The following is a 24,822-nucleotide window of genomic DNA, read 5'->3' on the forward strand; positions in this document are numbered from 1 at the left end:
GCATGGATCCATGGCCAAACAGAACGTCGCCGAGCAGTTCGTGGACATCCTCGTCAAGGCCGGAGTGAAGCGCCTCTACGGCGTCGTCGGCGACAGCCTCAACCCGGTCGTGGACGCCGTACGGCGCAACGCGGCCATCGACTGGGTGCACGTACGGCACGAGGAGACCGCCGCCTTCGCCGCGGGCGCCGAGGCCCAGATTACCGGCAGGCTCACCGCCTGTGCCGGCTCCTGCGGGCCCGGCAACCTGCACCTCATCAACGGCCTCTACGACGCCCACCGCTCCATGGCCCCGGTCCTCGCCCTCGCCTCGCACATCCCCTCCAGCGAGATCGGCCTCGGCTACTTCCAGGAGACCCACCCCGACCGCCTCTTCCAGGAGTGCAGTCACTACAGCGAGCTGATCTCCAGCCCCCAGCAGATGCCGCGGCTGCTCCAGACCGCCATCCAGAACGCCGTCGGCCGCTCCGGCGTCAGCGTCGTCTCCCTGCCCGGCGACATCGCCGACCAGCCCGCCCCCGAGAAGTCCGCCGAGACCGCCCTCGTCACCTCACGGCCCTCCGTCCGCCCCGGCGACGCCGAGATCGACAAGCTCGTCGAGATGATCGACAAGGCCCAGAAGATCACCCTCTTCTGCGGCAGCGGCACCGCGGGCGCGCACGCCGAGGTCATGGAGTTCGCGGAGAAGGTCAAGTCGCCCGTGGGACACGCCCTTCGGGGCAAGGAGTGGATCCAGTACGACAACCCCTTCGACGTCGGCATGAGCGGCCTCCTCGGCTACGGCGCCGCCTACGAGGCCACCCACGAGTGCGACCTGCTGATCCTGCTCGGCACCGACTTCCCGTACAACGCGTTCCTCCCCGACGACGTCCAGATCGCCCAGGTCGACGTACGGCCCGAACACCTCGGCCGCCGCTCCAAGTTGGACCTCGCGGTCTGGGGTGACGTGAAGGAGACCCTGCGGTGCCTGACGCCCCGGGTGAAGGAGAAGACCAACCGGCGCTTCCTCGACAAGATGCTCAAGAAGCACGCCGACGCGCTCGAAGGGGTGGTGAAGGCGTACACGCGCAAGGTCGAGAAGCACGTCCCGATCCATCCCGAGTACGTGGCCTCGGTGCTCGACGAACTCGCCTCCGACGACGCGGTGTTCACCGTCGACACCGGTATGTGCAATGTGTGGGCCGCGCGGTACATCACACCCAACGGCCGCCGCCGCGTGATCGGTTCGTTCTCCCACGGGTCGATGGCGAACGCGCTGCCGATGGCGATCGGGGCGCAGTTCACCGACCGCGGGCGGCAGGTCGTGTCGATGTCCGGCGACGGCGGGTTCTCCATGCTGATGGGCGACTTCCTGACCCTCGTGCAGTACGACCTCCCCGTGAAGGTCGTCCTCTTCAACAACTCCTCGCTCGGCATGGTCGAGTTGGAGATGCTGGTCGCGGGACTGCCCTCCTACGGCACCACCAACAAGAACCCCGACTTCGCCGCCGTGGCCCGCGCCTGCGGTGCCTACGGCGAGCGCGTCGAGAAGCCCAAGGATCTCGCCGGGGCGCTGAAGGCGGCGTTCAAGCACAAGGGTCCGGCCCTCGTCGACATCGTCACCGACCCCAACGCCCTGTCCATCCCGCCGAAGATCAGCGCCGAGATGGTCACCGGCTTCGCCCTGTCCGCCTCGAAGATCGTCCTGGATGGCGGAGTGGGCCGCATGCTCCAGATGGCCCGCTCCAACCTCCGGAACGTGCCCCGGCCCTAGCTGTCGTAGTCCACCCAGGCCCGTTGGCCGGCGGTGTTCGTGCCGTACCAGTAGCGGGGCAGGCCCTTGATGCCGGTCGTGCGGAACGGCTCGCCCCGGTCGTCGACGCGGACCGTGCCGGTGCGGCCCTGGGAGGACCAGTCCAGTTCGAGGTACCAAGCGCAGTCGCAGGTGACGGTCTCCGCGGTCACCAGCAGGATCTCCGGGTCGGTAGCGGAGACCCGGTAGGGCATCTTGACGGCCGGGATGACGTTCTCGCCGTCGTTGCCGGACATCGACCGGGCGATCGGGCGGTCCTTGTCGAGGTCGACAGAGAAGTAGCGCGGGGTGAGCGCACCGCCGCACCCCTGGTCCATGGCGTACGAGTTGCCCTGGGCCGGGGCGCCGCGGGAGACGACCCGGACGCGGAGATCCTCCAGGACGACCGCCGTGGAGCTGCGGCCCTGCACCGAGATCTGCACCATGGTCTGCCGGCCGTGGATCGCGCCCTGGGTCGCCGCCCACGGCGCCGCGTCCTGCGAGACCGGAGGCGGCGGGACCTCGGCCGGGGGCTTGTCGATGACGTAGTCGTGGCCGCAGCCCGCGAACCAGACGTGGGAGTTGGCGGTCCAGGTGAGCGGGGTGCCGGTCGCGGTGCCCTGCTTCCCGGCCTTGCCGGTGCCCTTGGCGGCCGTACTCCCGCCCGGCGCCGACGCGGAAGGGCTCCTGCCGTTGCCCTCGGGGGTCGGGGAGCCGGACGTGGCGGAGGGACTCGGCGACCGGGACGGGGAGCGGTCGGGTGTGCTCGACGCCGAGGTCCGGGACGACGGGTCCGGCGCCTGGGCGACCGCGTCCGACCCGGGACGTCCCGAGGGCAGCGCCGACAGACTGCCCAGCGTGGCGAGCAGCGCCACGGCGGCGGCCGCGGTGACGCCGACGCGCCGCCGGCGGTACCAGGGACGGGGCGGGGGAACACCGGGACCCGACAGCAGGCCGCCGTCCGTGTCCTCGCCCGCCGCGTCACCGACGGCCGGCTCCGGCGCCGTGTCGCCGACCGGCTCCGCGGCCGTATCGCCGACCTCACCCGTGTCGGCCTCCGCCACCGCTTCCGTGGCCTCGCCCGCCCGCGGCCGCTGCCTCGCCGCCACCGCCGACAGCCACAGCCGGTGCAGATCCATCCGCTCCTCGGCCGAGGCCCCGCACAGCGCGGCGAAGCGTTCCACCGGTGCGAAGTCGACGGGTACCGCGTCGCCCGCGCAGTAGCGGTGCAGGGTCGAGGTGTTCATGTTCAGGCGTCGGGCCAGCTGACCGTAACTGCGGTCCGTCCGCTCCTTCAGTCGCCGCAGCCGGGCCGCGAACTCCTGGACCTCGTCCTGCGGTTGCGGTGCGGACAACGATTCCCCCCTGATCCGGTATCCCAGGCCCACCATATACCTGCACGTCAGACGGGCTGGGATGGTTCCACCACACCGAAAAGGCCGTCAGTCGTTGCGCTGACCTCCTGTGACAGCCGATGCTCTTGGTGTCGCACCGACCAGGGCCGGACCGACCACCGGCGGCGGGCGTCATTCCATCACGCACTCATCACGGGGGACACCCATGTTCATGCGCACCCGAGTCGGCGCTCTCGCCGCTCTCGCCGTCACCGGTCTCGCCCTCGGCGCGACGCTCGCCACCCCGGCGGAGGCGGCACCCAAGGCGCCCGGCTTCCTCGCGGCCGCCGACCTGCCGCCGCACCCGAGTTCGCCGTGGACGGCCGGCAAGGTCACCCGCGGGGCGGGCGAGCCCGGGCTCGGCGTCTGTGCGAAGACGGCCGTTCCGGCCCACTCCGCCGCCTGGAACCGGGACTTCCGCACCGAGCTGGAGACCGGCGCCCGCCAGGTCACCGTCGTGCTGCCCGACACCGCGTCGGCGAAGACCCTCGTCTCCCGGCTGAACCGGGACTTCAAGACCTGCGCGACCCGGATCGAACAGGCCGACCCGGGGACGAAGGCCGACGGCAAGGACTACGGGACGCTGTCCGTCGAGGAGGGCGCCCATGTGTACGGCGTGCAGAGCGAGACCTCCTTCGGCGCGCTCGACGTCAACCTCATGTCGGTCGGACGGGACGGCCGGACCGTGACCGTCGTCGACTGGGGCCAGATGGGCCGCCTCGCCGACGCCCCGGTGAAGGCCTTCAAGAAGACGACCGTCACCGCGGTCGACAAGCTCCACTGACCAGCGGGGCCGCCCTCCCGCACGGGGGTCGGGCGGGCGGCCCCGCACCGGACCACGGCACAGCTCTCAGCTCAGCACCGGAAAACGGGGAACAGACATGACCAGCAGCAAGACGACCCGCCGCACCACCCTGGCGGTGGGCCTCGCCCTGGCCCTCGGCCTCGGCGCCACCGCCCAGGCCTCCGCCGGGTCGCCGCGCAGCGTCAGCGGGAAGCCGTCCGACAACATCACCCGCATCGCCGACTTCTACGGCACCTACATCGACGCGGTGACCGACGAGGGCGGCGGTGAACTCCGGGACGCCCTGCGCGCCCACTACCTCACGCCCGCCTTCCGGAAGCAACTGGACGCCTGGGAGGAGAAGGAGCACGCCGACGGGGTCCTGCGCGCCCAGAACGTCCCGCTCGCCTGGAAGGTCACCGACAACGGAACCGCGGAGTACACCGAGGCCGTCGTCACCCTCACCTGGAGCGCCGGTCAGACCAGCACGCTGGTCGTCGACATGACCCGCGGCAGCCACAAGATCTTCCACATCGGCACCAAGGGCATCGGGGGCACGTGACAGCACATTCCGGCCAGTTTCCCGGCTGTCACAGCTCCTCGTCGGCTACGCCGGGAACAGCAGCGGGGCATGGGCGGATCGGCCCAGGCCCGGTGGTCCCGGTGTCCCGGGGCCGCGTGGGCCGAAAGCCGTGCGACAGCGCGGGACCGGCCGTCGTCGCCGGGCCGGATGAACCGGCGCACCTCCGCTCGCCGGGCCCCGGTCGTCGGGTGCCGGCGGCGGAGGCGCACGCCGTCACGGGGGGTGTGCGAGATGTCGTACGACAGTCCCCCGACCCGTGAGTGCTGACGGCGCACTCGTGGTTCCGGGCCGTACCGGCGACCCGCGCGTTCCTCGGGCCCGTGTGCGACGTCCCTCGGCCGACGCTCCGAGCAGGGGCTTTGCCGCGTGACCGGGGGTGGGAAGGGTGTGCCGCGCGGTTCTGCGGGCCGAAGCGCCGGTATCGGTCCGCCGGGCACATGCCACACGGTGGGACCAGTGGCACCGGCGCCGACCGCCGGGGGGCGCGCAGGCCCCACGGTCGGGGCGCGGATCGGGTGGGGCCGGTCGTCGTGGACGGCGGCCGGGAAGCCGCGGTCCGTGAATCCGCAGCTCCGCGGGCCGCCTCCGCAACCGTGGCCGAACACCTGGTCGTTGATGATTCGACATGACTGCCGCCTGAACTATCGGGCATGGATCCCCGTGAACGTGTTCGAGCAGGAGGGGAACCGACATCGGCACGCGGGCGGGGGTCATGAAGAGGCAGGCACGAGGAGGCGGTCCCACGGCAGCAGGGGCCTTCTCGGCACAGACCATGGAGGAGAAGACCGACGGCACCCCGGAGCAGGCGCGGTCGCCACAGCTCCGGCGGAGACTGGAGCGGGCCGACCTGGGGGCCGTACCGGAGACACGCAGGGCCCTGCGCGAGCTGTTACGGCACTGGGGCAGGCCCGGACGATCGGAGATAGCCGAACTGCTCACCAGCGAACTGGTCACCAACGCACTCGTCCACACCGATCGCGACGCGGTCGTCACGGCCACCGTGGGGCCGCGGGCCCTGCGGGTGGAGGTACGGGACTTCGTCGCCCACCGTCCCAGGATGCGCGTACCCGAAGCGGGCGAGGGTACGCACGGCCGGGGCCTGGTCCTGGTGCAGTCCCTCGCGGACGCCTGGGGCGTACGGGCTCACGGGGTGGGCAAGGCCGTCTGGTTCGAACTGGACGCCGGAGCGGCGTGAAAGACGGGAACGGGAAGGGGGCGTGACCGCGTCGGTCACGCCCCCTTCCCATGGTGCCTCGGCTGTTCAGCCGGCCTGCTGTCTAGCCGAACTGCTGCTCAAGATCCTTGAGCTTGCGCTCCAGCGAGTCGAGACGCGGCAGCGCCATTGTGTCGTCCTCCGCAGTGAGGTCGACGGAGGAGTCAGCCCCATGGCGAACGGGCTGGAGCGAAGGACGCTGCCGTACGGGCAGCGGCTGGGGCTCCGGCGTCGATATGGCAGGCTCCGCGGATGCGCGCTCGAGAGCCGCGGCCTGCGGTGCCTGCTCCAACTGCCGTCCCCGGCCGACGAATCCACGGTGGCCGCGGCTGATGGCCTTCAGCTGCGCACGCTCGACGCGCTGCTGCTCCCGGCGCCGTATGCGGGCCGCTTCCTTCTGGCGCTGGTCCTCGCGGACCTCGTCGACCGCCTCGTCGAGGCTGCGGACGTTCTCGAGGAGCATCAGCGACCAGGCCTTGTACGTCTCGCGGGGCGCCCTCAGCCAGCGCACCACGCGGATCTGCGGCAGCGGCCGGGGCACCAGGCCCTGCTCACGGAGCGCGGCGCGACGGGTCTGCTTGAGCGCGCGGTCGAACAGCACGGCCGCCGAGAGGGACATGCCGGAGAAGAACTGGGGGGCGCCGTCGTGGCCGAAGCCGCGCGGTGCGTGCACCCAGTTGAACCAGGCCGCCGCGCCCGCGAACGTCCACACCAGTATCCGGGAGCCGAGGGCCGCGTCACCGTGACTGGCCTCGCGCACGGCGAGCACGGAACAGAACATCGCCGCGCCGTCCAGGCCGAACGGCACCAGGTACTGCCAGCCGCCCGAGAGGCTCAGGTTCTCCTCACCGAAGCCGACCAGGCCGCGGAAGGAGAGGGCCGCGGCGACCGCCGCACAGCAGAACAGAAGGACATAGGAGGCGGTGCCGTATATGGCCTCCTTGCGCCTACGGCGCTCCTCGCTCCGCTCCCACGAGTCGTCTTTCGCGTGCTCCCCGCCGGACCGCTTGCTCCGCGCGAGCACCGCCACCGCCGCCAGCATGCCCAGGAGCAGTACGGCGCCCGGAAGCAGCCAGTTCAGCGATATGTCGGTCAGTCTCATCTGGGGTCCCTTGCATTGGGATAGGGCGTAACGCCCGCCATAGTGGCCCACTCCCACCGGCCCTCAGGGGGTTTCGGGGCAAGAGGCCGCCAAGGAAGTGCAAGGGAATTGCCCAGGGCAGCGTTTTGCTCGAACTGCCGCTTGAGGGGCGGGAGTTGAGTTCGAATAAGACTACCCGTACGGGTGGTTCCACGGAAAGTTCCTGCGCCGAGTGAGGAAGTTGTGAATTGCCTGTAACCGAACGGGCGTCTCAGTCGGCGTTGATCTTACGGGACGGGTCGGCGGGGTCCGCGCCGGGGGTCTCCCTGAGGGGGCCTCAACTCGCGGCGGCCACGGTGAGCTTGGCGATCCGGTCCGTGTCGCAGGTGCGCGGGCAGGTGACGCAGGTGTCGTCCGGTGCCAGCGTGTAGTACATGCAGCAGCTCACCCGGTCCCGGGTGGGCAGGGCCGCGCCGTCCGGGCCGGCGAGCACCCGGAAGGCCGGGGAGCCGACGTACGGCTTGGCGGTACCGGGCAGGAGCTGCTCGAGCTCGCGCTCGGCCCGGCGCTTCTCGCCCTCGCCGAGGAGTTCGGCGACGTACCAGATCCCCTCGACGATCTCGTCGGTCACCATGCCCCACAGGGCCCTGCCGCGGCGGCGCATGCGGGGGCCGAAGGCGGTGAGCAGCGGTGCCATGTGCTCGGCGATGGCGTCCCGCAGCTCGGCGCGCAGGGACTCCTCGTCCGGGACCGTGTACGCGCCCGGGAGCGCGGCCGCGGGGTCGTCGGGCAGGCAGGCGAAGGCGCCCGGGTGGACCGCGAGGGCCATCGGGCCCCGGGTGCGGTCGTACGAGACGTGGGTCACGGGGTAGCGGGGGACCCTGCGGTGCAGGAACCAGGGCGCGGTGAAGAGGAGGGCGGCCGGCCAGGCGTAGCGGTGCAGACCGAAGCCGGCGATCACGTCCGGGCGGCCCTGCTGCCGGTGGTCCCTGAGGACCTGCTCGTCGTCCCAGGCGAGGAAGGCGTCCAGGGCGGTGGCGTTCTCCGCGAGGTCCGCGGCGCGGATCCAGCCGTCGGTGGCGGGGAGGGGGGTGTGGGGCGGCAGCTCGGTCACGGTGAGGGCCGGGAGGGCCTCGGTCAGGCGGGCGTAGGAGGCGGTGACGGCCGAGACGACGGCCTGGCGGGGGGCGGGCAGCGGTGTGGGCATGCGGGGCCTCCGGTTCGCGTTCGCGGTCGTCTGGGGTGGGGTCGCCTGATGGGCTGTCGTGTAGAGGTAAGGCTTACCTTACCAATCGATCAGGGATTTGAACTGAGGCGTTCTGCGCCTAAGGTGCTTGACGGGTGAGTAACAACCCGTCGTAATGACCCCAAGTACTGACACGTCCGGAGGAGGGCCCGTGAAGGGTGTGGGGCGGGACGTGGACCAGGCTGTGGGGGAGGCTCGGGTGCCGCCGCAGACGCGGGCGTCGTCCGATGGACCCCGGTCCCGGGACGAGGCCGCCTTCGGGGTGCGGGGTGAGCACACGCACGGCGAGGTGCCGATTCCGCGGCCGGTCGTGCAGCGGGCGTCCGTGCGGGGGCAGATCCTCGACGCCCTGCGGAAGGCGCTGGTGGCGGGGGAGTTGCGTCCCGGGGACGTGTACTCGGCGCCCGCGCTGGGGGAGCGTTTCGGGGTGTCCGCGACGCCGGTTCGGGAGGCCATGCAGCAGCTCGCGCTGGAGGGGGCCGTCGAGGTCGTTCCCAACCGGGGGTTCCGGGTGGTGGAGCGGGGCGCCCGGGAGCTGGCGGAGCTGGCCGAGGTGCGGGCGCTGATCGAGGTGCCGGTGATGGTGCGGTTGGCGCGGACCGTGTCGGTGGAGCGGTGGGCGGAGCTGCGGCCGCTGGCGGAGGCGACGGTGCGGGCGGCGGCGTCGGGGTGCCGGGCGACTTATGCGGAGACCGATCGGGCGTTTCACCGGGGGGTGTTGGGGCTGTCGGGGAACGAGCAGTTGGTGCAGATCGCGGAGGACCTGCATCGGCGGTCGCAGTGGCCGTTGGTGGGTGGGGGTTCGTCGCGGGGGCGGGTGGATCTTCTTGCGGATGCGGCGGAGCATGTCGCGTTGCTGGATGCGTTGATTGCTCGGGATGTGGATGGGGTGCGGGGGTTGGTCGGGGGGCATTTCGGGGGGCGGTGAGGGGGGCGGTGCGGCTTGGTGGGGGCGGGCGTTTTTGCGCAGTTCCCCGCGCCCCTGAGAGGCCTGCGGCGGCCCGTTGCTGCCCGGTGGGGGCGTGTGTAGCGCGTGCGGTTCGGTGGGTGGGTCGGTGCCGGGGTGGGGGGTATCCGTCCTCGGTCCGGCGGCTCGGCCCCTTGAGATGTCCTCGGTTCTTGACGCCGGCCGCTGCGGGCGGACACCCCCCACCCCGTCCCCTGCGCGCCGTACGCGGCGAACGGTGCGTGGGGGCGGACGCGGGCGACTAACGGCCCGTGGGGCGGGCATGGGCGGCTGACGGTCCCGTCGTGGCGCAGGCCAACTGCAACCCCCTAGGGGCGCGGGGAACTGCGCGACCAGCCACAACGCACCCGCACCCGCCCCAAAGCCGGACCCGGCACCCCCGTAGGCGCCCGGCCCAAGCCCAGCGCAGCGGGGGCGCGGGGAACTGCGCGACCAGCCACAACGCACCCGTACCCGCCCGACAACCCCACCCGGCACCCTCTTAGGCGACTCACCCGCACCCTCACGCTGTCGCAGCCGGCGGAGCCAACTGGTGGGAGAGCCATGTCGGTACGCCGCCCAGCAACCGGTACAGCCGGCGGGCCTCCTCGCGGAGGCGGGTTGCCTCTGGTTCGACCTCCGCGTCCGCCAGGGAGGCAAGCGCGGGGGCCGTGCCGACCAGGTAGCCCAGTTCCTCTCGGATCCGGAGGGATTCGGCGAAGCCGTGGCGGGCCTCGGCCAACTCGCCGTCGCGGAGGGCCAGTCCGGCGAGGTGGCGCCACGTGCAGGACAGCAGGAGCGGGTCCGACTGGGCCGTCGCGCCGGCGTGGGCGCGGCGGTAGGCCGCTCGGGCCGACTGGGGGGAGTGGGCGAGGTTCTCCGCAAGGAGGCCCCGGCGGAAGTCGAGGAGAGCCCTTCCCTCCGCGCCCGGGGCGATCAGCGCGGCGGCCCGGCCCAGCGCCGCCCTCGCCTCGTCCGCGCGGTCACGGACCCCGTGCAGCGTCGCGGCGTACGCAAGGTGCCCCCGTTCACAAGCGGCCGCGCCCCGCTCGTCGTCGCTGTGGGCCAGCGCCTCGGCGGTGCGCAACGCGTCCTCCGCCTCCGCCCAGCCCTGCTCGGTGTACAGGCAGCGCTCCACCAGCAGTGCTGTCCGTTGGAGGGCCGCCTGCGCGGTGACCGGCTGGAGCAGGGCGGCCGCGTCGGCCCAGCAGGCCCTTGAGCGCAGCCGCCATACCGCGGTCTGGAGTGGATCGTCACCGGCGGTCGTTCCGTTACCAGACATGGCGGTATGCGCCACGTTGCCCTCCCCGAGCGCGCCATCGAGCTATGAGTGGTGGGCGCAGTTCAGCATGAATCCGCGGGCCCGGCCAAGGGGGTGGGTGAAGGAATTCACAAAGTCGTGGGAGTCCGGGGGCTCCCAGGTCTCAGCTCATCCGCAGTGCCAGGAAGAAATCCAGCTTGTCCTCGAGGCGGGAGAGGTCACGGCTCGTCAACTGCTCGATCCGGCCGACGCGGTAGCGCAGCGTGTTGACGTGCAGGTGGAGGCGGGTCGCGCAGCGGGTCCAGGAGCCGTCGCAGTCCAGGAAGGCCTCCAGGGTCGGGATGAGTTCGGCCCGGTGGCGGCGGTCGTAGTCGCGCAGCGGGTCGAGGAGGCGGGCCGTGAAGGCGCGGCGCACGTCGTCGGGGACGAAGGGCAGCAGGAGGACGTGGGAGGCCAGTTCCTGGTGGCCGGCCGCGCAGACCCGGCCGGGGCGGGCCGCGGCCACTCTGCGGGCGTGCCGCGCCTCCTCCAGGGCGCCGCGCAGGCCCTCCGCCGAGTGGACCGCCGCGCTGACGCCCAGGGTGACCCTGCCGTCGTCGTCCAGGCCGGAGGAGAGCGGGTCCCGGACGGAGTCCAGGAGGGCGTCCGCCAGGATGCCGGTCTCCGTGCCGTCGCGCTCGGCGGAGACCGCGGGCAGGGGGACCAGGGCGATCGCCTCGTCGCCGGTGTGGGCCACGGCGATGCGGTCCGAGGGTTCGGGGCCCATGGCCGAGGGGTCCACCAGGATCTCCTCCAGCAGGGACTGGGCCACCGGGCCGCCCTCCAGGCCGGTGTCCTGCCACTCGACCCGCGCCACGACCACCTGCCAGTGGGGGGCCGCTCCGAGACCGGGCAGGAGGACCGGGGCGGCCACCCGGAGGCGGGCGGCGATCTCCGCCGGGGCGGCGCCCGTCTGGACCAGCTCCAGGACCTCCTGGGCGAGCCGGCGGCGGACCGTGCGGGCCGCGTCCCTGCGGTCGCGCTCCACCGCGATCAGCTGCGTGACGCCCTGGAGGAGGTCCAGGCGCTCCTCGGGCCAGTCGCCCGCGTCCGCCTCCACCGCCAGCAGCCAGTCGGACAGGACCGTCTCGCGTACATCCCTGGAGGCCTGCGGGGAGCGGCCCGAGCTGCGGACCGGGAAGAGGGAGTACACCGACGAGCCGAGCGTGACCCGGTGCGGGCCGCGGCGGCCGGTTCGGACCGCGGCCAGGTGTTCCGCCGCGAGCTTCGCGCAGGTGTCCGCGGGCAGGCCGGGGCCCGCCGTCTTCGGGCCCGCGATCAGGCGGCCGGTGGGGGACAGGACCCAGGCGCGCAGGTCCAGGTCGGAGCCGAGGAGGTCGAGGACCACGTCCGGGCCCCCGCCCGCGGGGCCCGAGGTCATCATGCGTCGGTGGCGGTCCACCACGGCCGCCAGGTCGCCCGCGCGTTCACCCGACACCTGCCGTACGACATGCTCGGTGATCGTCGCGAACGCCACCGACTCGTGCACGGCGAAAAGCGGGAGGCGGTGCCGGGCGCAGGCCACGACCAGGTCCTCCGGGACGTTGCCCAGCTCCGCCTCGCCGGCCGCCAGCGCGACGACCCCGGCCTGCACGAGGAGTCGTACGAAAGGCTCCGAGTCGGCGGCGTCCCGGCGCCAGGCGAGGCCGGTCAGGACCAGCTCACCGCCCGAGAGGTAGCGGCTCGGGTCGCGCAGGTCGGTGGTCATCACCCCGCGCACGGTGCGATCCAGTTCGCCCTCGCCACCGAGCAGCCGCAGGCCCAGCGCGTCGGTGTCCAGCAGTGCGCGCAGCCGCATTCTCGTCGCCGCCGTTCTTTGTCTCGAAATCTACGATGGGGGAGGGGTCCGGTGGAGCGGGGAGCGGCTTCTGCCGCCTCCGGGGCTGTGTCCCAGGTCACGTGGGCTGTGCCGCACGTTTCCGCAGCAAAACGCAGAGGTTACCGAGGACCTCCGTTCATACGAATCTACAAGATGAGGGCCCCGACCAGCCAACTCCTTCATGGTTTCCGTGACTGACCCGGTCGGAGTACCGCGCTGTGTACTGGCTCCACTCCACGTAAACAGCACATGAACGAGCCGGGCCCGCCGCACACGATCTGGCTCGATCCGTACGATCACGAGACGAAGAAGAGAGCCGGTCATGGACTTCCTTCGCCCCGCCAGCTGGGAGGAGGCGCTCGCCGCGAAGGCCGAGCACCCCACCGCTGTGCCCATCGCGGGCGGCACCGACGTGATGGTCGAGATCAACTTCGACCACCGGCGGCCCGAGTACCTGCTCGACCTGAACCGGGTCACCGAGCTGACCGAATGGGAGGTCGGGGAGGACTCCGTGCGGCTGGGCGCCTCCGTGCCGTACACGCACATCATGGAGCACCTGCGCGGCGAGCTCCCGGGCCTGGCCCTCGCCTCGCACACCGTGGCCTCCCCGCAGATCCGCAACCGCGGTGGCGTCGGCGGCAACCTCGGCACCGCCTCCCCGGCCGGTGACGCCCACCCCGCCCTGCTCGCGGCCGGCGCCGAGGTCGAGGTGGAGTCCGTACGGGGATCGCGGCGCATCCCGATCGACGAGTTCTACACCGGTGTGAAGCGCAACGCGCTGGCCGCCGACGAGCTCATCCGGGCCGTTCATGTGAAGAAGGCCGACGGGCCCCAGCAGTACAGCAAGGTGGGCACCAGGAACGCCATGGTCATCGCCGTGTGCGCGTTCGGGCTCGCCCTTCACCCCGAGACGCGCACCGTGCGGACCGGGATCGGGTCGGCCGCCCCCACGCCCGTGCGGGCCAAGGCCGCCGAGGAGTTCCTGAACGCGGCCCTGGAAGAGGGCGGGTTCTGGGACAACGGCAAGATCATCACCCCGTCGCTCGCCAAGCAGTTCGCGGACCTGTGCGCCGCCTCCTGCAACCCGATCGACGACGTCCGGGGCACGGCGAGCTACCGCCGCCACGCGGTCGGCATCATGGCCCGCCGCACGCTGACCTGGACCTGGGAGTCGTACCGCGGTACCCGCCGCGCCACGGAGGGAGCTGCGTAATGCGCGTCAACTTCACTGTCAACGGCCGTCCGCAGGAAGCCGACGACGTCTGGGAGGGCGAGTCCCTTCTGTACGTGCTGCGGGAGCGGCTCGGGCTGCCGGGTTCCAAGAACGCCTGTGAGCAGGGCGAGTGCGGGTCGTGCACCGTACGGCTCGACGGTGTGCCGGTGTGCTCGTGCCTCGTCGCCGCCGGGCAGGTCGAGGGGCGTGAGGTGGTGACCGTGGAAGGGCTCGCGGACTACGCCAAGCAGCGCTCCTGCGGACAGCACGCCGGCCAGGGGCAGGACTCCCAGACCGGTGAGGGCATCGAACTCTCCCCGGTCCAGCAGGCGTTCATCGACGCCGGTGCCGTCCAGTGCGGCTTCTGCACGCCGGGGCTGCTGGTCGCCGCCGACGAGATGCTGGAGCGCAACCCCAACCCGAGCGACGCGGACATCCGCGAGGCGCTGTCGGGCAACCTGTGCCGCTGCACGGGCTACGAGAAGATCATGGACGCGGTCCGCCTCGCGGCCGCCCGGCAATCCCAGGAGGTCTGACCGTGGCTGCCAACGGCGCTCCCACCAAGATCACCCAGGGTTCGCAGACCAAGGGTGGCATCGGCGAGTCCACGCTCCGCCCGGACGGCACCCTCAAGGTCACCGGAGAGTTCGCGTACTCCTCGGACATGTGGCACGAGGACATGCTCTGGGGGCAGATCCTGCGCTCGACCGTCGCGCACGCCGAGATCGTGTCCATCGACACGAGCGAGGCGCTGGCCCTGCCGGGCGTGTACGCCGTCATGACGTACGACGACCTGCCGACCGAGGTGCGGAACTACGGCCTGGAGATCCGGGACACCCCGGTCCTCGCCCACGGCAAGGTCCGCCACCACGGCGAGCCCGTCGCCATCGTCGCCGCCGACCACCCGGAGACCGCCCGCCGCGCGGCCGCGAAGATCAAGGTCGAGTACCGCGAGCTGCCCGTCATCACCGACGAGGCCTCCGCGACCGCCCCCGACGCGATCCTCGTCCACGAGAACCGCGACGACCACCACATCGGGCACGTCCCGCACCCCAACATCGTCCACCGCCAGCCGATCATCCGGGGCGACGCCGAACAGGCCGCCGAGCGGGCCGACTTCGTCGTCAAGGGCGAGTACACCTTCGGCATGCAGGACCAGGCCTTCCTCGGCCCCGAGTCGGGGCTCGCCGTGCCGGACGAGGACGGCGGGGTCCACCTCTACATCGCCACCCAGTGGCTGCACTCCGACCTGCGGCAGATCGCGCCCGTCCTCGGCCTGCCCGAGCGCAAGGTCCGCATGACGCTGTCCGGCGTCGGCGGGGCCTTCGGCGGCCGCGAGGACCTGTCGATGCAGATCCACGCCTGTCTGCTGGCGCTGCGGACGGGCAAGCCCGTCAAGATCGTCTACAACCGCTTCGAGTCCTTCTTCGGCCACGTCCACCGCCACCCGGCCAAGCTGTACTACGAGCACGGGGCCACCCGCGACGGCAAGTTGACCCACGTGAAGTGCCGGATCGTGCTCGACGGCGGCGCGTACGCCTCCGCGTCCCCGGCCGTGGTCGGCAACGCCTCCTCGCTGTCGATCGGCCCCTACGTGGTGGACGACGTCGACATCGAGGCCATCGCCCTCTACACCAACAACCCGCCCTGCGGCGCGATGCGCGGCTTCGGCGCGGTCCAGGCCTGCTTCGCCTACGAGGCCCAGATGGACAAGCTCGCCGACGCGGTGGGCATGGACCGGGTCGAGTTCCGGCAGCTCAACGCCATGGAGCAGGGCACGATCATGCCGACAGGGCAGCCCGTCGACTCCCCGGCCCCGGTGGCCGAACTCCTGCGCCGCGTCAAGGCGATGCCGCTTCCCCCGGAGCGCCAGTGGGAGTCCAGCCAGGGCTCGGACGTACGTCAGCTTCCCGGCGGCCTGTCCAACACCACCCACGGCGAAGGCGTGGTGCGGGGCGTGGGCTACGCGGTCGGCATCAAGAACGTCGGCTTCTCCGAGGGCTTCGACGACTACTCGACCGCGCGCGTGCGCATGGAGGTCGTGGGCGGTGAGCCCGTCGCCACCGTGCACACCGCGATGGCGGAGGTCGGGCAGGGCGGTGTCACCGTCCACGCCCAGATCGCCCGCACCGAGCTCGGCGTCGCCCAGGTGACCATCCACCCGGCGGACACCCAGGTGGGCTCGGCGGGTTCGACCTCGGCCTCCCGGCAGACGTACGTCACCGGCGGCGCCGTGAAGAACTCCTGCGAGCTGGTCCGGGAGAAGGTCCTGGAGATCGGGCGCCGCAAGTTCGGCTCCTACCACCCCGCTTGGGCCACCGCCGACCTGCTCCTGGAGGGCGGCAAGGTCGTCACCGACGGCGGCGAGGTCCTCGCGGACCTGGTCGACGTGCTGGAGGGCGAGAGCGTCGAGGTCGAGGCGGAGTGGCGGCACCGGCCCACCGAGGCCTTCGACCTGCGCACCGGGCAGGGCTTCGGACACGTCCAGTACTCCTTCGCCGCCCACCGCGCGGTCGTCGAGGTCGACACCGAGCTCGGCCTGGTCAAGGTCATCGAACTGGCCTGCGCGCAGGACGTCGGCAAGGCGCTCAACCCGCTGTCCGTCGTGGGCCAGATCCAGGGCGGCACGATCCAGGGCCTGGGCGTGGCGGTGATGGAGGAGATCATCGTCGACCCCGTGACCGCCAAGGTCAGGAACCCGTCCTTCACGGACTACCTGATCCCCACGATCCTCGACACGCCGACCATCCCCGTCGACGTGCTCGAACTCGCCGACGACCACGCGCCGTACGGGCTGCGCGGCATCGGAGAGGCACCCACCCTGTCCTCGACCCCGGCTGTCCTTGCGGCGATCCGCAACGCGACGGGGTTGGAGCTGAACCGGACACCGGTACGGCCGGAGCACCTGACCGGCACCTGATCAACCGGTGAGATCCCCGGGGGGCCCGGCCCCCCGGGCCCCCAACTGTCCGCCCTGGGCCGTCCCCCGGGTCGTGCACATCCCAAATCCCGTGTCCGTAAAGGCGGTTGCACGGGTGTCCCTGTGAACCTTGGGAGACGGCACCATGACCCAGCAGTCCCTGCAACCCAGGACCACCGCCGACGACGCGGGAGAAGGCACCCGCGTCCCGGCCGGCAGGTCCTGGCTCGACCGGTACTTCCACATATCCCGGCGGGGATCCACCGTCGCCCGTGAAGTGCGCGGTGGCGTCACCACCTTCATGGCGATGGCGTACATCCTCCTGCTCAACCCCCTGATCCTGTCCGGCAAGGACGTGGCGGGGGACACCCTCGGCCAGAAGGCGCTGATCACCGCGACCGCGTTCGCGGCGGCCCTCACCACCCTGCTGATGGGCTTCTTCGGCAAGGTGCCCCTCGCCCTCGCCGCCGGCCTCTCCGTCTCCGGCGTGCTGTCCTCGCAGGTCGCACCCGCGATGACCTGGCCCCAGGCCATGGGCATGTGCGTGCTGTACGGCGTGGTCATCATGCTGCTGGTCGTCACCGGCCTGCGTGAGATGATCATGAACGCGATCCCGCTGGCCCTCAAGCACGCCATCACCATGGGCATCGGCCTGTTCGTCGCCCTGATCGGCTTCTACAAGGCCGGCTTCGTCCACCAGGGCAAGGCGACCCCGGTCACCCTCGGCCCGACGGGCGAACTCGCGGGCTGGCCCGTCCTGTTGTTCGCCGTCACCCTCCTCGCCATCTTCATGCTCCAGGCGCGCGGAGTCCCCGGAGCGATCCTGATCGGCATCGTGGGCGGGACCGCACTCGCCGTCGTCCTCAACGCCGTCGGTGCCATCGCCCCGAAGCAGTGGGCCGGCGGCGCCCCGGAACTGCACGGCAGCGCGGTCTCCATGCCCGACTTCTCGATCTTCGGGAAGGTCGAGTTCGGCGGCTGGGGCCAGGTCGGCGCGATGACGGTCGGCATGATCGTGTTCACGCTGGTGCTCGCCGGGTTCTTCGACGCGATGGCCACCATCATCGGCGTCGGCACCGAGGCGAAGCTCGCCGACGAACAGGGCCGGATGCCGGGCCTGTCCAAGGCGCTGTTCATCGACGGTGCGGGCGGCGCGATCGGCGGGGTGGCCGGCGCCTCCGGGCAGACCGTCTTCGTCGAGTCGGCCACCGGGGTCGGAGAGGGCGCCCGCACCGGACTGTCCTCCGTCGTCACGGGCCTGTTCTTCGCCGCCTGTCTCTTCTTCACCCCGCTCACGGCCATCGTGCCGGGCGAGGTCGCGGCCGCCGCCCTCGTGGTGATCGGCGCCATGATGATGATGAACGCCCGCCACGTCGACTGGGCCGATCGCGCCACCGCGATCCCCGTCTTCCTGACCGTCGTGATCATGCCGTTCACCTACTCGATCACCGCGGGTGTCGCCGCCGGCGTCATCTCCTACGTGGCCATCAAGGCCGCGCAGGGCAAGGCGCGGGAGATCGGCGCCTTCATGTGGGGCCTGACGGTGATCTTCCTCGTCTACTACGCCCTGAACCCGATCGAGAGCTGGCTGGGCGTGCACTAGCACCCTCCGACCCCCCTGTACGCAACCGCTGTTAAGGAGACCGAGACATGCTGGACATCGCCGACGAGCTGCACCGGTGGGTCGAGCAGGGACGTGACTTCGCCGTGGCCACCGTGGTGGCCGTCGGCGGCAGCGCGCCCCGCCAGCCCGGCGCCGCCCTCGCGGTGGACGCCGACGGCACGGCGATCGGCTCGGTCTCCGGCGGCTGCGTGGAGGGCGCGGTCTACGAGCTGTGCCAACAGGCCCTCGAGGACGGGGAGTCGGTCCTCGAACGCTTCGGCTACAGCGACGAGGACGCCTTCGCGGTCGGCCTGACCTGCGGGGGCGTCATCGACATCCTCGTCACCCCGGTCCGCGCGGGCGACCCGGTCCGCCCGGTCGTCACGGCCGCGCTCGAAGCCGCCGTGCGCGGGGAGGCCGCGGCGACGGCCCGGATCGTCTCCGGCCCGGCCGAACTCGTCGGCCGCGCCCTCGTCGTACGGCCGGAGAGCTCCTACGGCGGTTTCGGCGCCCACCCCGAACTGGACCGCACGGTCGCCGCCGAGGCCCGTGCCTTCCTGGACGCGGGCCGCACCGGCACCCTGGAGATCGGCGAACAGGGCTCGCGCTGCGGGGCCCCGCTCACCGTCCTGGTCGAGTCCTCGGTGCCGCCGCCCCGCATGATCGTCTTCGGCGCGATCGACTTCGCGTCGGCGCTGGTGCGGATCGGCAGGTTCCTCGGCTACCGGGTGACCGTGTGCGACGCGCGCCCCGTCTTCGCGACCGAGGCGCGCTTCCCCGAGGCCGACGAGGTGGTCGTCGAGTGGCCGCACACGTACCTGGAGCGCACCGAGACCGACGCCCGGACCGTCCTGTGCGTCCTCACCCACGACGCCAAGTTCGACGTACCCCTGCTGCGGCTGGCCCTGAAACTCCCGGTCGCCTACGTCGGCGCCATGGGGTCCCGCCGCACCCACCTCGACCGCAACGAGCGCCTGCGCGAAGTCGGTGTGACGGAGCTGGAGTTGGCGCGTCTGCGGTCACCCATCGGCCTCGACCTCGGCGCCCGCACGCCCGAGGAGACGGCCCTGTCGATCGCCGCCGAGATCGTCGCGAACCGGCGCGGCGGCAGCGGGGTCTCCCTGACCGGCGCGCACACCCCGATCCATCACGACGTGACGTCGGTGCCGGCCCGGCGGATCGGGTCCGTGGCCTGAGCCGACACCGGATCCGCGGCCTGAGCGGACACCGGCGGCTGGTCCGGCCACGCGAACGCGTACCCCGGCTCACCGCCCCGGCTCAGCCGGACGAAGCGCAGCAGCTCACGCACGATGCCCGCGTTGCCCTGCGCCCAGTCGGTCCGGGGTTCCAGGTCGCTCGGGGTGGCCCGGTGCTCGACGTTGGACCAGCGGGCGCCGTCGCCGTCCCGGACCGCGCGGGCGGCGAGGTCGGCGACCAGGACCCGCGCGAAGTCGTCCGCCTCCCGCCCCTCGGCGATCCGGTCCGAGGCCAGGGCCAGGACGCTCGCCGTACCGCAGCAGCGGCCGTGGTTGTCCCAGAACCCGGGGCGCAGCCGCCGCGGGATCCCGGAGTGCGTGACGGTGTGCCAGCAGCGGTCGGCGAGGGCGCCCCAGGCCGGGTCGCCGTGGGTGTCGCGCAGCAGCCGGAAGATCTGGGCGTCACCGGCCGGGCCGTGGCACCAGCCGTAGCTGATCGGCTCGATCAGGTCCGGGAAGTGCTGCGGGGTGGAGTGCCGGACCAGGAAGCCGTCCGGGCCGCCTTCGTCCCGGGCCACCACGTCCGCGACCCCGGCCAGCGCCGTCTCGACGAGGTCGGCGCGGCCGGTCGCGTGACCGACCCGGGTGAGGGCGTAGGCGATGCCGAGGGTGCCGTGGGACATGTGGTGCATCCGCGCCTCGGCGCCCGGGCGGTGCGGCCAGGTGACGCCCCACTCGGTCCGCTCCGCCGCCCGCAGATAGGGCTCCACCGCGAGGACGGCGAACTCCGGGTCGCCGACCGCCAGCGCGGCCAGACCGATCCCGCCGTTGCCGCCCATCAGCTCGAAGAGCTCGCCCCAGCGCTCCCCGTCGAAGCGGGAGCGCACGAGCGCCATCGCGCGGTCGGCCGCCGCGCCGGACGCGGGGTCGCCGAACTCGGTGTGCAGGGTGTGCAGGACCAGGGCCAGACCGGCGCGGCCGAAGTACAGGGAGTCGTCCTCCTGGCCGTCGACGGCCGCCGCGAGGTCCCGGCCCGCCCGCAGCGCCAGATCGGCGTAGGCGTCGTCCTCGAAGTGCCGCCAGGCCTCCAGGAGGACGGGGACGATCCCCGCGGTGCCGCTGTAGAGGGTCGGATCGGAAGGGTCCGGCGTCCAGGTGAGCCCACCGGCAGCCGTCTCCCGCGCGGCGGCCACCAGCCACCGCAGCCCGTCCACCGCGAGCGCCTCGACCTCGTCGGCCCGTACCGTCGTACCGTCAACTGCCGTCATGCCGCCCACTGTTGCACGGCCGGCGAGGTCACGTTCCGCGCAGCAGCCGGTTCAGGGCCCGTCCGAACACCGACCGGGCCGCCGTCCCCAGCACGAAGCCGGGGACGAGGGGAACCCCCAGCTGCTCGCGCCAGATCACCCGGGCGCGGCCGCCCGGGCCCGGGTGCACCTCCAGTTCGGCCCAGCCCTTCACCACCCGGCCGCGCTTCTCCATCCGGCACAGACCCGAGACGCCCTCCGCCGGCGGGCGCCAGACCGTGACCTCCATGGGATCGTCGAAGGAGAGCGGGCCGACTCCCGAACGGGCGACCACGAGCGTGCCCTCGGCCGTCGGACCGGGCGGCACCACGGTGACCCGCGTCAGGGGGACGACCTCGCCGTGGCGGGGCCACTGCGTGAGGCGGCGCCAGGCCTCCTCCTGGGAGAGCGGGGCCGTGCGTTCGAGAAGGAAGGTGACCACGGGCCGATCTTAGGGAATCGGGCCTGCTCAGCGGGGATTTCATGGGGGGCTCACATACATGGCGCAGCACGATGTGGGCGCGCGGTCGTACGGCACCCGCTCCGCGTGCTCCGTGTGTACACCTCCGCCTCCGTACGGCACCATGAGCGCGACCGCACCGCAGGCCGCAGGGGGGCGTGACGTGGACAGCGAACGGCACGGCAGGCTCGACGCGTTGCAGAGCGATCCGTACCCGCACTACGAACGGGCGCGGCACACCGAAGGCCTCGCGCATGTCGCCGAGTTGGACGCCTGGCTGGTCGCCCGGGACGCCGACGTACGCGAAGTGCTGCGCCGCCCCGAGGAGTTCTCCTCGGCGAACGCCCTGCTGCCCGACGTGTTGCCGTCACCCGCCGCGTTCGCCGTCCTCGGCGGCGGGTTCGGCGGGCGCCCGGTCGTCGTCACCGCCGACGGCGACACACATCAGCGGCTGCGCGCGCCGATCGTGCGCGGGCTCTCCCCGGCGCGGGTCGCCGCCGTCCTTCCCTACGCCGCGGAGCGTGCCGCCGCCCTCGTCGAGGGGTTCGTGCGGGACGGCCGGGTGGAGCTGATGTCGGCGTACGCCCGCAAGCTGCCCGGCGAGGTGATCGGGCGGATCGTCGGCCTCGACCCCGCCGACGTCCTGGCCGTCGTGCACGGCGGACACCGCGCCGAGGAACTGCTGTTCCGGCCGCTGGAGGAGAGCGAACAGGTCGCCGCCGCCGAGGACGTGGTGGCGATGCAGCACCTCCTGGACCGGTATGTGCGCGAGCGGCACGAGAAGCCGCGCGAGGACCTGTGCACCGAACTCGTCACGTCCCTCACCGAGCCGGGCGAGCTGACCGTCGACCACCGGCACGAACTGGTCGCCCACCTCCAGAACCTGCTGATCGCCGGGCACCTGACGACGACGGCCCTCATCGGCACGACCGTCCTGCACCTGCTGCGGCACCGGGACCAGTGGGAGCTGCTGTGCGCCGAGCCCGAGCGGATCCCGGCGGCCGTCGAGGAGGCCGCCCGCTACGACAGCGCGCTCCAGGGCTTCCGCCGGGTCACCACCCGCCCGGTGACCCTGGCCGGCACCGAACTGCCCGCCGGGGCCACGGTGTTCGTGGCCTTCGGCGGCGCCAACCGGGACGGCGACCGGCATCCGCTTCCCGACACGTTCGACATCACCCGACCGCCCGGCCACCATCTGGCCTTCGGCCTGGGCACCCACAGCTGCCCCGGCTCGCAACTGGCCCGCGAACAACTCCGCCTCACCCTCCAGGAACTCACCGGCCGGCTGCCGGGACTGCGGCTCGCCGACGGGCAGCCGGTCGCCATGCGGCCGACGATGATCCACCGCTCGCCGTACCGCCTCGACCTGACCTGGTAGATCACCGGCCGCCGCATGGACCCGCCGCACGCGGTTACCCGACTGGGGAAGGAGTGCACGCGAGAGCCAGGAGGTGGCGCGCATGACGCGCGTGCGTACGGTCCTGTTCGACCGCGACAGCTTTCTCGTCGAGGACGCCCTCGACCCGCATCAGGTGCGCCCGGCGCCCGGGGCCCGTGAGGCGCTGGACCTGTTGCGGCTGTACGACGTCCGCACCGGGTTCGTCGCCGTACGGCCCGGCGACGGGCTGCTCAGCGACGCCGACGTGCGCGCCCTCAACCACCGCGTCGACGAACTCCTCGGCCCCTTCGACATCTGGGGCGTGTGCCCGCACCGGCCCGACGAGGGCTGCCACTGCCGGCCGCCCGAACCGGGCCTGATCCTCTGGGCGGCGGGCCGGGTGTGCACCGCGCCGGGCGACTGCGCGGTCGTCGGCACGGCCGCGGACGCCGAGGCCGCCACCCGGGTCGGCGCGCACGGGATCCTCGTACCGGACGAACGGACCCGGCCGGAGGAGACGGCACGGGCGGAGCATGTCGCGCCGGACCTGCTGACCGCCGTACGGGCACTGCTGAGCGGGCCGCCGAGGGGGCGGGTCCTGGTGGACGAGCGGCCCATCGAGTCGGCCTTCGAGCCGGGGCAGGACTGACGACGCGGCGAGGAGGCTCGAGGAGGCCGCGGTCAGCGTTCCGTCCACCGGCACACGAGCCGGAACGACGCGAACAGGGTCAGCGGCCACACGGCCGCGAACGCCCAGACGACCGCGGGCCGTGAGGTGACGATCCCCAGCACCAGCAGCGTGGTCGACACCGTCAGCAGCAGCCCCACGGTCAGCACGTGCGGCCGGTAGTGGGTGACCCTGGAGAGGTCGGGGCACCGACGCAGCCGGTGGGTGCGCAGCCGGCGCTCCAGACGGCGGTCGCGGCGCAGTGCACGCTCCACCTCGTCCAGGATGCGCTGTTCGTGATCGGGGAGTCGCCCTGTCGCCACTGTCGCTCCTCGCGGATCCGGAGAATCCCTCTCCGGGTGCCCGGAGAGGGACGCGTTATCCGTGCGGGCGTCGCCGGGCCCGGCGGCGTACCTTCGCTCTGTGCCCGTCGAGGGGCGGCGGGCCGGGAAGGATCGTGTGGACACCGACCGTCGAGCCAAGGCGCAGCGCTTCGTCGATCTGCACCGGGAGGGCTGTTTCCTGCTCCCCAACGCGTGGGACGTGGGCAGCGCCCGGATCCTGGAGGCGGCCGGCTTCCCGGCCGTGGCGACCACCAGCGCGGGAGTCGCGTTCTCCCTGGGGCGGCCCGACCACGACTTCTTCGCCGAACAGCCGCCCGAGGACCGCGTCGACCGCGACACCATGCTGCGCAGGGTCCAGGAGATCGCGGGCCGGCTCGCCGTACCGCTGAGCGCGGACCTGGAGGACGGATACGGCGAGTCGCCCGAGACCGTGGCCGAAACCGTCGCGCTGACGCTCGCCTCGGGGGCCGCCGGCGGCAACATCGAGGACTTCACCGGCGACCGCGGCCGCCCGCTGTACGACGAGAAGCTCTCCGCCGACCGCGTGCGAGCCGCACGCGAGACCCTCGCGGCCGCAGGCGAGCCGTTCGTCCTGGTCGGCCGCACCGATGTGCTCCTGGTCGGCGGCCCGCTCGACGAGGCCGTCCGGCGGGCCAACTCCTACCTGGAGGCCGGCGCCGACTGCGCCTTCGTACCCGGGGCGGCCGACGCGGAGACCATCGGCACCCTGGTCCGCGAGATCGACGGCCCGCTCAACGTGGTCATGGGCCTGACCGGCAACGCGCTCTCCCTCGACGACCTGCGCGGACTCGGGGTGCGGCGGGTCACGGTCGGCGGCAGCGTCGCCCGCGCGATGTACCGCCACCTGCTCGACGCCGCACGGGAGTTGGCCGACCGCGGCACCTTCTCCTACGCCGCGGACCAGCTCTCCCAGACGGAGCTCAACGACCTGTTCCGGCAGGGCCCGACGACGACGGCACCACACAGCTAGGCGCCTCGGGGGCGTCCTGCGCGTGCCGGGTCAGCGCGCACACCGTCCGCAGCCCGACCTTCCACCGGCCGTCCTGGAGTACGGCCGCCCCCGGGCCGCCGGTGTCCAGCCGGCGGTCGTCCAGGCCGAGGTCGTAGGCCACCTCGGCGGACACGTCGGAGGTGTACGACACGGAGGTCACCTCCGCGCGCAGCTTGCCGCCGCGCGGGTCGCGGAAGAGGTTGTCGATCATCAGGGCGTTCTCGTCGCCGTCCTCGACGACCGCACTGCGCTCGTCGAGCGAGGAGCCGGGGTCGAAGAGGACCGTCCACGCCTCCCGGATGTCCTGCTCGGCCCGCTCCGGATCCGGGGGCGCGGTGGGGGTGGGCGTCGGGGCGGCGGACGGCGACGGTGAGGTCCCGGCGGCGGTCGGGACCGGCGATCCGGTGACGGACGAACGGGCCGTCCGGGAGGCGTCACCGTCACCGCCGCCGTCCTGGTCGTCGCAGGCTCCGGTGAGGACGAGGGCGGTGACGGCGAGGGCCACCGCCCAGGTCCCGTGCCGTGCAGGGGAGTTCGCGCAGGTCATGGCACTCCATCTCCGGGTACGCCGTGGGGCTGGCCTACCCGGGGACGGCGGATTCATCC

At 72.4% G+C, this 24,822-nt stretch carries 22 protein-coding genes; 13 read left to right on the forward strand and 9 right to left on the reverse strand.

Annotated elements, in window-relative coordinates; genetic code table 11:
• Positions 1-10: 10 nt before the first annotated feature.
• Positions 11-1,753 carry a pyruvate dehydrogenase gene (locus AC2XR2_RS34955; RefSeq protein WP_491517224.1) on the forward strand — a complete coding sequence of 581 codons (1,743 nt, stop codon included), beginning with the start codon at positions 11-13 and terminating at the stop codon, positions 1,751-1,753.
• Here AC2XR2_RS34955 and AC2XR2_RS34960 read toward each other — a convergent pair.
• Complete coding sequence (locus AC2XR2_RS34960) at positions 1,750-3,126, reverse strand: helix-turn-helix domain-containing protein (RefSeq protein ID WP_491517225.1); 1,377 nt, start codon at positions 3,124-3,126, stop codon at positions 1,750-1,752. The two genes, AC2XR2_RS34955 and AC2XR2_RS34960, sit on opposite strands and share 4 nt — an antisense overlap.
• Before the next feature lie 205 nt (positions 3,127-3,331).
• On the opposite strand from AC2XR2_RS34960, the gene AC2XR2_RS34965 reads away from it, so the two are divergent.
• The 3 genes from AC2XR2_RS34965 (at position 3,332) to AC2XR2_RS34975 (ending at position 5,727) form a co-directional block, all read left to right on the forward strand.
• Positions 3,332-3,949 carry a hypothetical protein gene (locus AC2XR2_RS34965; RefSeq protein ID WP_491517226.1) on the forward strand — a complete coding sequence of 206 codons (618 nt, stop codon included), beginning with the start codon at positions 3,332-3,334 and terminating at the stop codon, positions 3,947-3,949.
• Between the two features lie 97 nt (positions 3,950-4,046).
• Positions 4,047-4,511 carry a hypothetical protein gene (locus tag AC2XR2_RS34970; protein WP_491517227.1) on the forward strand — a complete coding sequence of 155 codons (465 nt, stop codon included), beginning with the start codon at positions 4,047-4,049 and terminating at the stop codon, positions 4,509-4,511.
• Positions 4,512-5,304: 793 nt separating this feature from the next.
• Positions 5,305-5,727, forward strand: coding sequence for an ATP-binding protein (locus tag AC2XR2_RS34975; protein ID WP_356464877.1), 423 nt, complete (start codon positions 5,305-5,307; stop codon positions 5,725-5,727).
• 82 nt (positions 5,728-5,809) lie between these two features.
• Here AC2XR2_RS34975 and AC2XR2_RS34980 read toward each other — a convergent pair whose 3' ends face one another.
• Both AC2XR2_RS34980 and AC2XR2_RS34985 read right to left on the reverse strand, forming a co-directional pair.
• Positions 5,810-6,847 carry a DUF2637 domain-containing protein gene (locus AC2XR2_RS34980; protein ID WP_491517228.1) on the reverse strand — a complete coding sequence of 346 codons (1,038 nt, stop codon included), beginning with the start codon at positions 6,845-6,847 and terminating at the stop codon, positions 5,810-5,812.
• Between the two features lie 316 nt (positions 6,848-7,163).
• A complete protein-coding gene (locus tag AC2XR2_RS34985; RefSeq protein ID WP_491517229.1) occupies positions 7,164-8,033 on the reverse strand; it encodes a (2Fe-2S)-binding protein in 870 nt (289 codons plus the stop codon).
• 154 nt (positions 8,034-8,187) lie between these two features.
• Between AC2XR2_RS34985 and AC2XR2_RS34990 the strand changes: the two genes are divergently transcribed.
• Complete coding sequence (locus AC2XR2_RS34990; protein ID WP_381302986.1) at positions 8,188-9,000, forward strand: GntR family transcriptional regulator; 813 nt, start codon at positions 8,188-8,190, stop codon at positions 8,998-9,000.
• A 541-nt stretch (positions 9,001-9,541) separates the two neighbouring features.
• Here the strand turns inward: AC2XR2_RS34990 and AC2XR2_RS34995 are convergent.
• Positions 9,542-10,315 carry a hypothetical protein gene (locus tag AC2XR2_RS34995; protein WP_330263638.1) on the reverse strand — a complete coding sequence of 258 codons (774 nt, stop codon included), beginning with the start codon at positions 10,313-10,315 and terminating at the stop codon, positions 9,542-9,544.
• A 127-nt stretch (positions 10,316-10,442) separates the two neighbouring features.
• A complete protein-coding gene (locus tag AC2XR2_RS35000; RefSeq protein ID WP_491517230.1) occupies positions 10,443-12,116 on the reverse strand; it encodes a PucR family transcriptional regulator in 1,674 nt (557 codons plus the stop codon).
• 343 nt (positions 12,117-12,459) lie between these two features.
• Between AC2XR2_RS35000 and AC2XR2_RS35005 the strand changes: the two genes are divergently transcribed.
• The 5 genes from AC2XR2_RS35005 (at position 12,460) to AC2XR2_RS35025 (ending at position 19,069) form a co-directional block, all read left to right on the forward strand.
• On the forward strand, positions 12,460-13,350 hold the full coding sequence (locus tag AC2XR2_RS35005; RefSeq protein ID WP_381302984.1) for an FAD binding domain-containing protein: 891 nt from the start codon (positions 12,460-12,462) through the stop codon (positions 13,348-13,350).
• A complete protein-coding gene (locus AC2XR2_RS35010; protein ID WP_381302983.1) occupies positions 13,350-13,886 on the forward strand; it encodes a (2Fe-2S)-binding protein in 537 nt (178 codons plus the stop codon). The genes AC2XR2_RS35005 and AC2XR2_RS35010 overlap by 1 nt, the downstream gene beginning before the upstream one ends.
• 2 nt (positions 13,887-13,888) lie before the next feature.
• Positions 13,889-16,270, forward strand: coding sequence for a xanthine dehydrogenase family protein molybdopterin-binding subunit (locus AC2XR2_RS35015; protein WP_491517231.1), 2,382 nt, complete (start codon positions 13,889-13,891; stop codon positions 16,268-16,270).
• 145 nt (positions 16,271-16,415) lie between these two features.
• Complete coding sequence (locus AC2XR2_RS35020) at positions 16,416-17,873, forward strand: NCS2 family permease (protein WP_491517232.1); 1,458 nt, start codon at positions 16,416-16,418, stop codon at positions 17,871-17,873.
• A gap of 47 nt (positions 17,874-17,920) precedes the next feature.
• Positions 17,921-19,069 (forward strand): XdhC family protein, encoded by a 1,149-nt coding sequence (locus AC2XR2_RS35025; RefSeq protein ID WP_491517233.1) that lies wholly within the window; start codon positions 17,921-17,923, stop codon positions 19,067-19,069.
• Here AC2XR2_RS35025 and AC2XR2_RS35030 read toward each other — a convergent pair.
• Together AC2XR2_RS35030 and AC2XR2_RS35035 are read right to left on the reverse strand one after the other, a co-directional pair.
• A complete protein-coding gene (locus tag AC2XR2_RS35030; protein WP_491517234.1) occupies positions 19,021-20,337 on the reverse strand; it encodes a lanthionine synthetase LanC family protein in 1,317 nt (438 codons plus the stop codon). The genes AC2XR2_RS35025 and AC2XR2_RS35030 overlap by 49 nt on opposite strands.
• Positions 20,338-20,365: 28 nt before the next feature.
• Positions 20,366-20,797, reverse strand: a complete 432-nt coding sequence (locus AC2XR2_RS35035; RefSeq protein WP_381302978.1) for an SRPBCC family protein — start codon at positions 20,795-20,797, stop codon at positions 20,366-20,368.
• A gap of 181 nt (positions 20,798-20,978) precedes the next feature.
• Between AC2XR2_RS35035 and AC2XR2_RS35040 the strand changes: the two genes are divergently transcribed.
• Together AC2XR2_RS35040 and AC2XR2_RS35045 are read left to right on the forward strand one after the other, a co-directional pair.
• Positions 20,979-22,193 carry a cytochrome P450 gene (locus AC2XR2_RS35040; RefSeq protein ID WP_491518557.1) on the forward strand — a complete coding sequence of 405 codons (1,215 nt, stop codon included), beginning with the start codon at positions 20,979-20,981 and terminating at the stop codon, positions 22,191-22,193.
• An 82-nt stretch (positions 22,194-22,275) separates the two neighbouring features.
• A complete protein-coding gene (locus AC2XR2_RS35045) occupies positions 22,276-22,842 on the forward strand; it encodes an HAD-IIIA family hydrolase (protein ID WP_491517235.1) in 567 nt (188 codons plus the stop codon).
• Positions 22,843-22,874: 32 nt separating this feature from the next.
• Here AC2XR2_RS35045 and AC2XR2_RS35050 read toward each other — a convergent pair whose 3' ends face one another.
• Complete coding sequence (locus AC2XR2_RS35050; RefSeq protein ID WP_330263628.1) at positions 22,875-23,183, reverse strand: DUF3040 domain-containing protein; 309 nt, start codon at positions 23,181-23,183, stop codon at positions 22,875-22,877.
• A 136-nt stretch (positions 23,184-23,319) separates the two neighbouring features.
• Here AC2XR2_RS35050 and AC2XR2_RS35055 point away from each other — a divergent pair, with 136 nt between their 5' ends.
• Complete coding sequence (locus AC2XR2_RS35055) at positions 23,320-24,195, forward strand: isocitrate lyase/PEP mutase family protein (RefSeq protein ID WP_491517236.1); 876 nt, start codon at positions 23,320-23,322, stop codon at positions 24,193-24,195.
• On the opposite strand, the gene AC2XR2_RS35060 is transcribed toward AC2XR2_RS35055, so the two are convergent.
• The gene (locus AC2XR2_RS35060; RefSeq protein ID WP_491517237.1) at positions 24,146-24,763 is read right to left on the reverse strand and encodes an MTB12 C-terminal domain-containing protein; all 618 of its coding nucleotides are present in this window, start codon (positions 24,761-24,763) and stop codon (positions 24,146-24,148) included. The two genes, AC2XR2_RS35055 and AC2XR2_RS35060, sit on opposite strands and share 50 nt — an antisense overlap.
• Positions 24,764-24,822 lie beyond the last annotated feature (59 nt).

This window comes from Streptomyces sp. LS-MS-L19 (assembly GCF_058382285.1).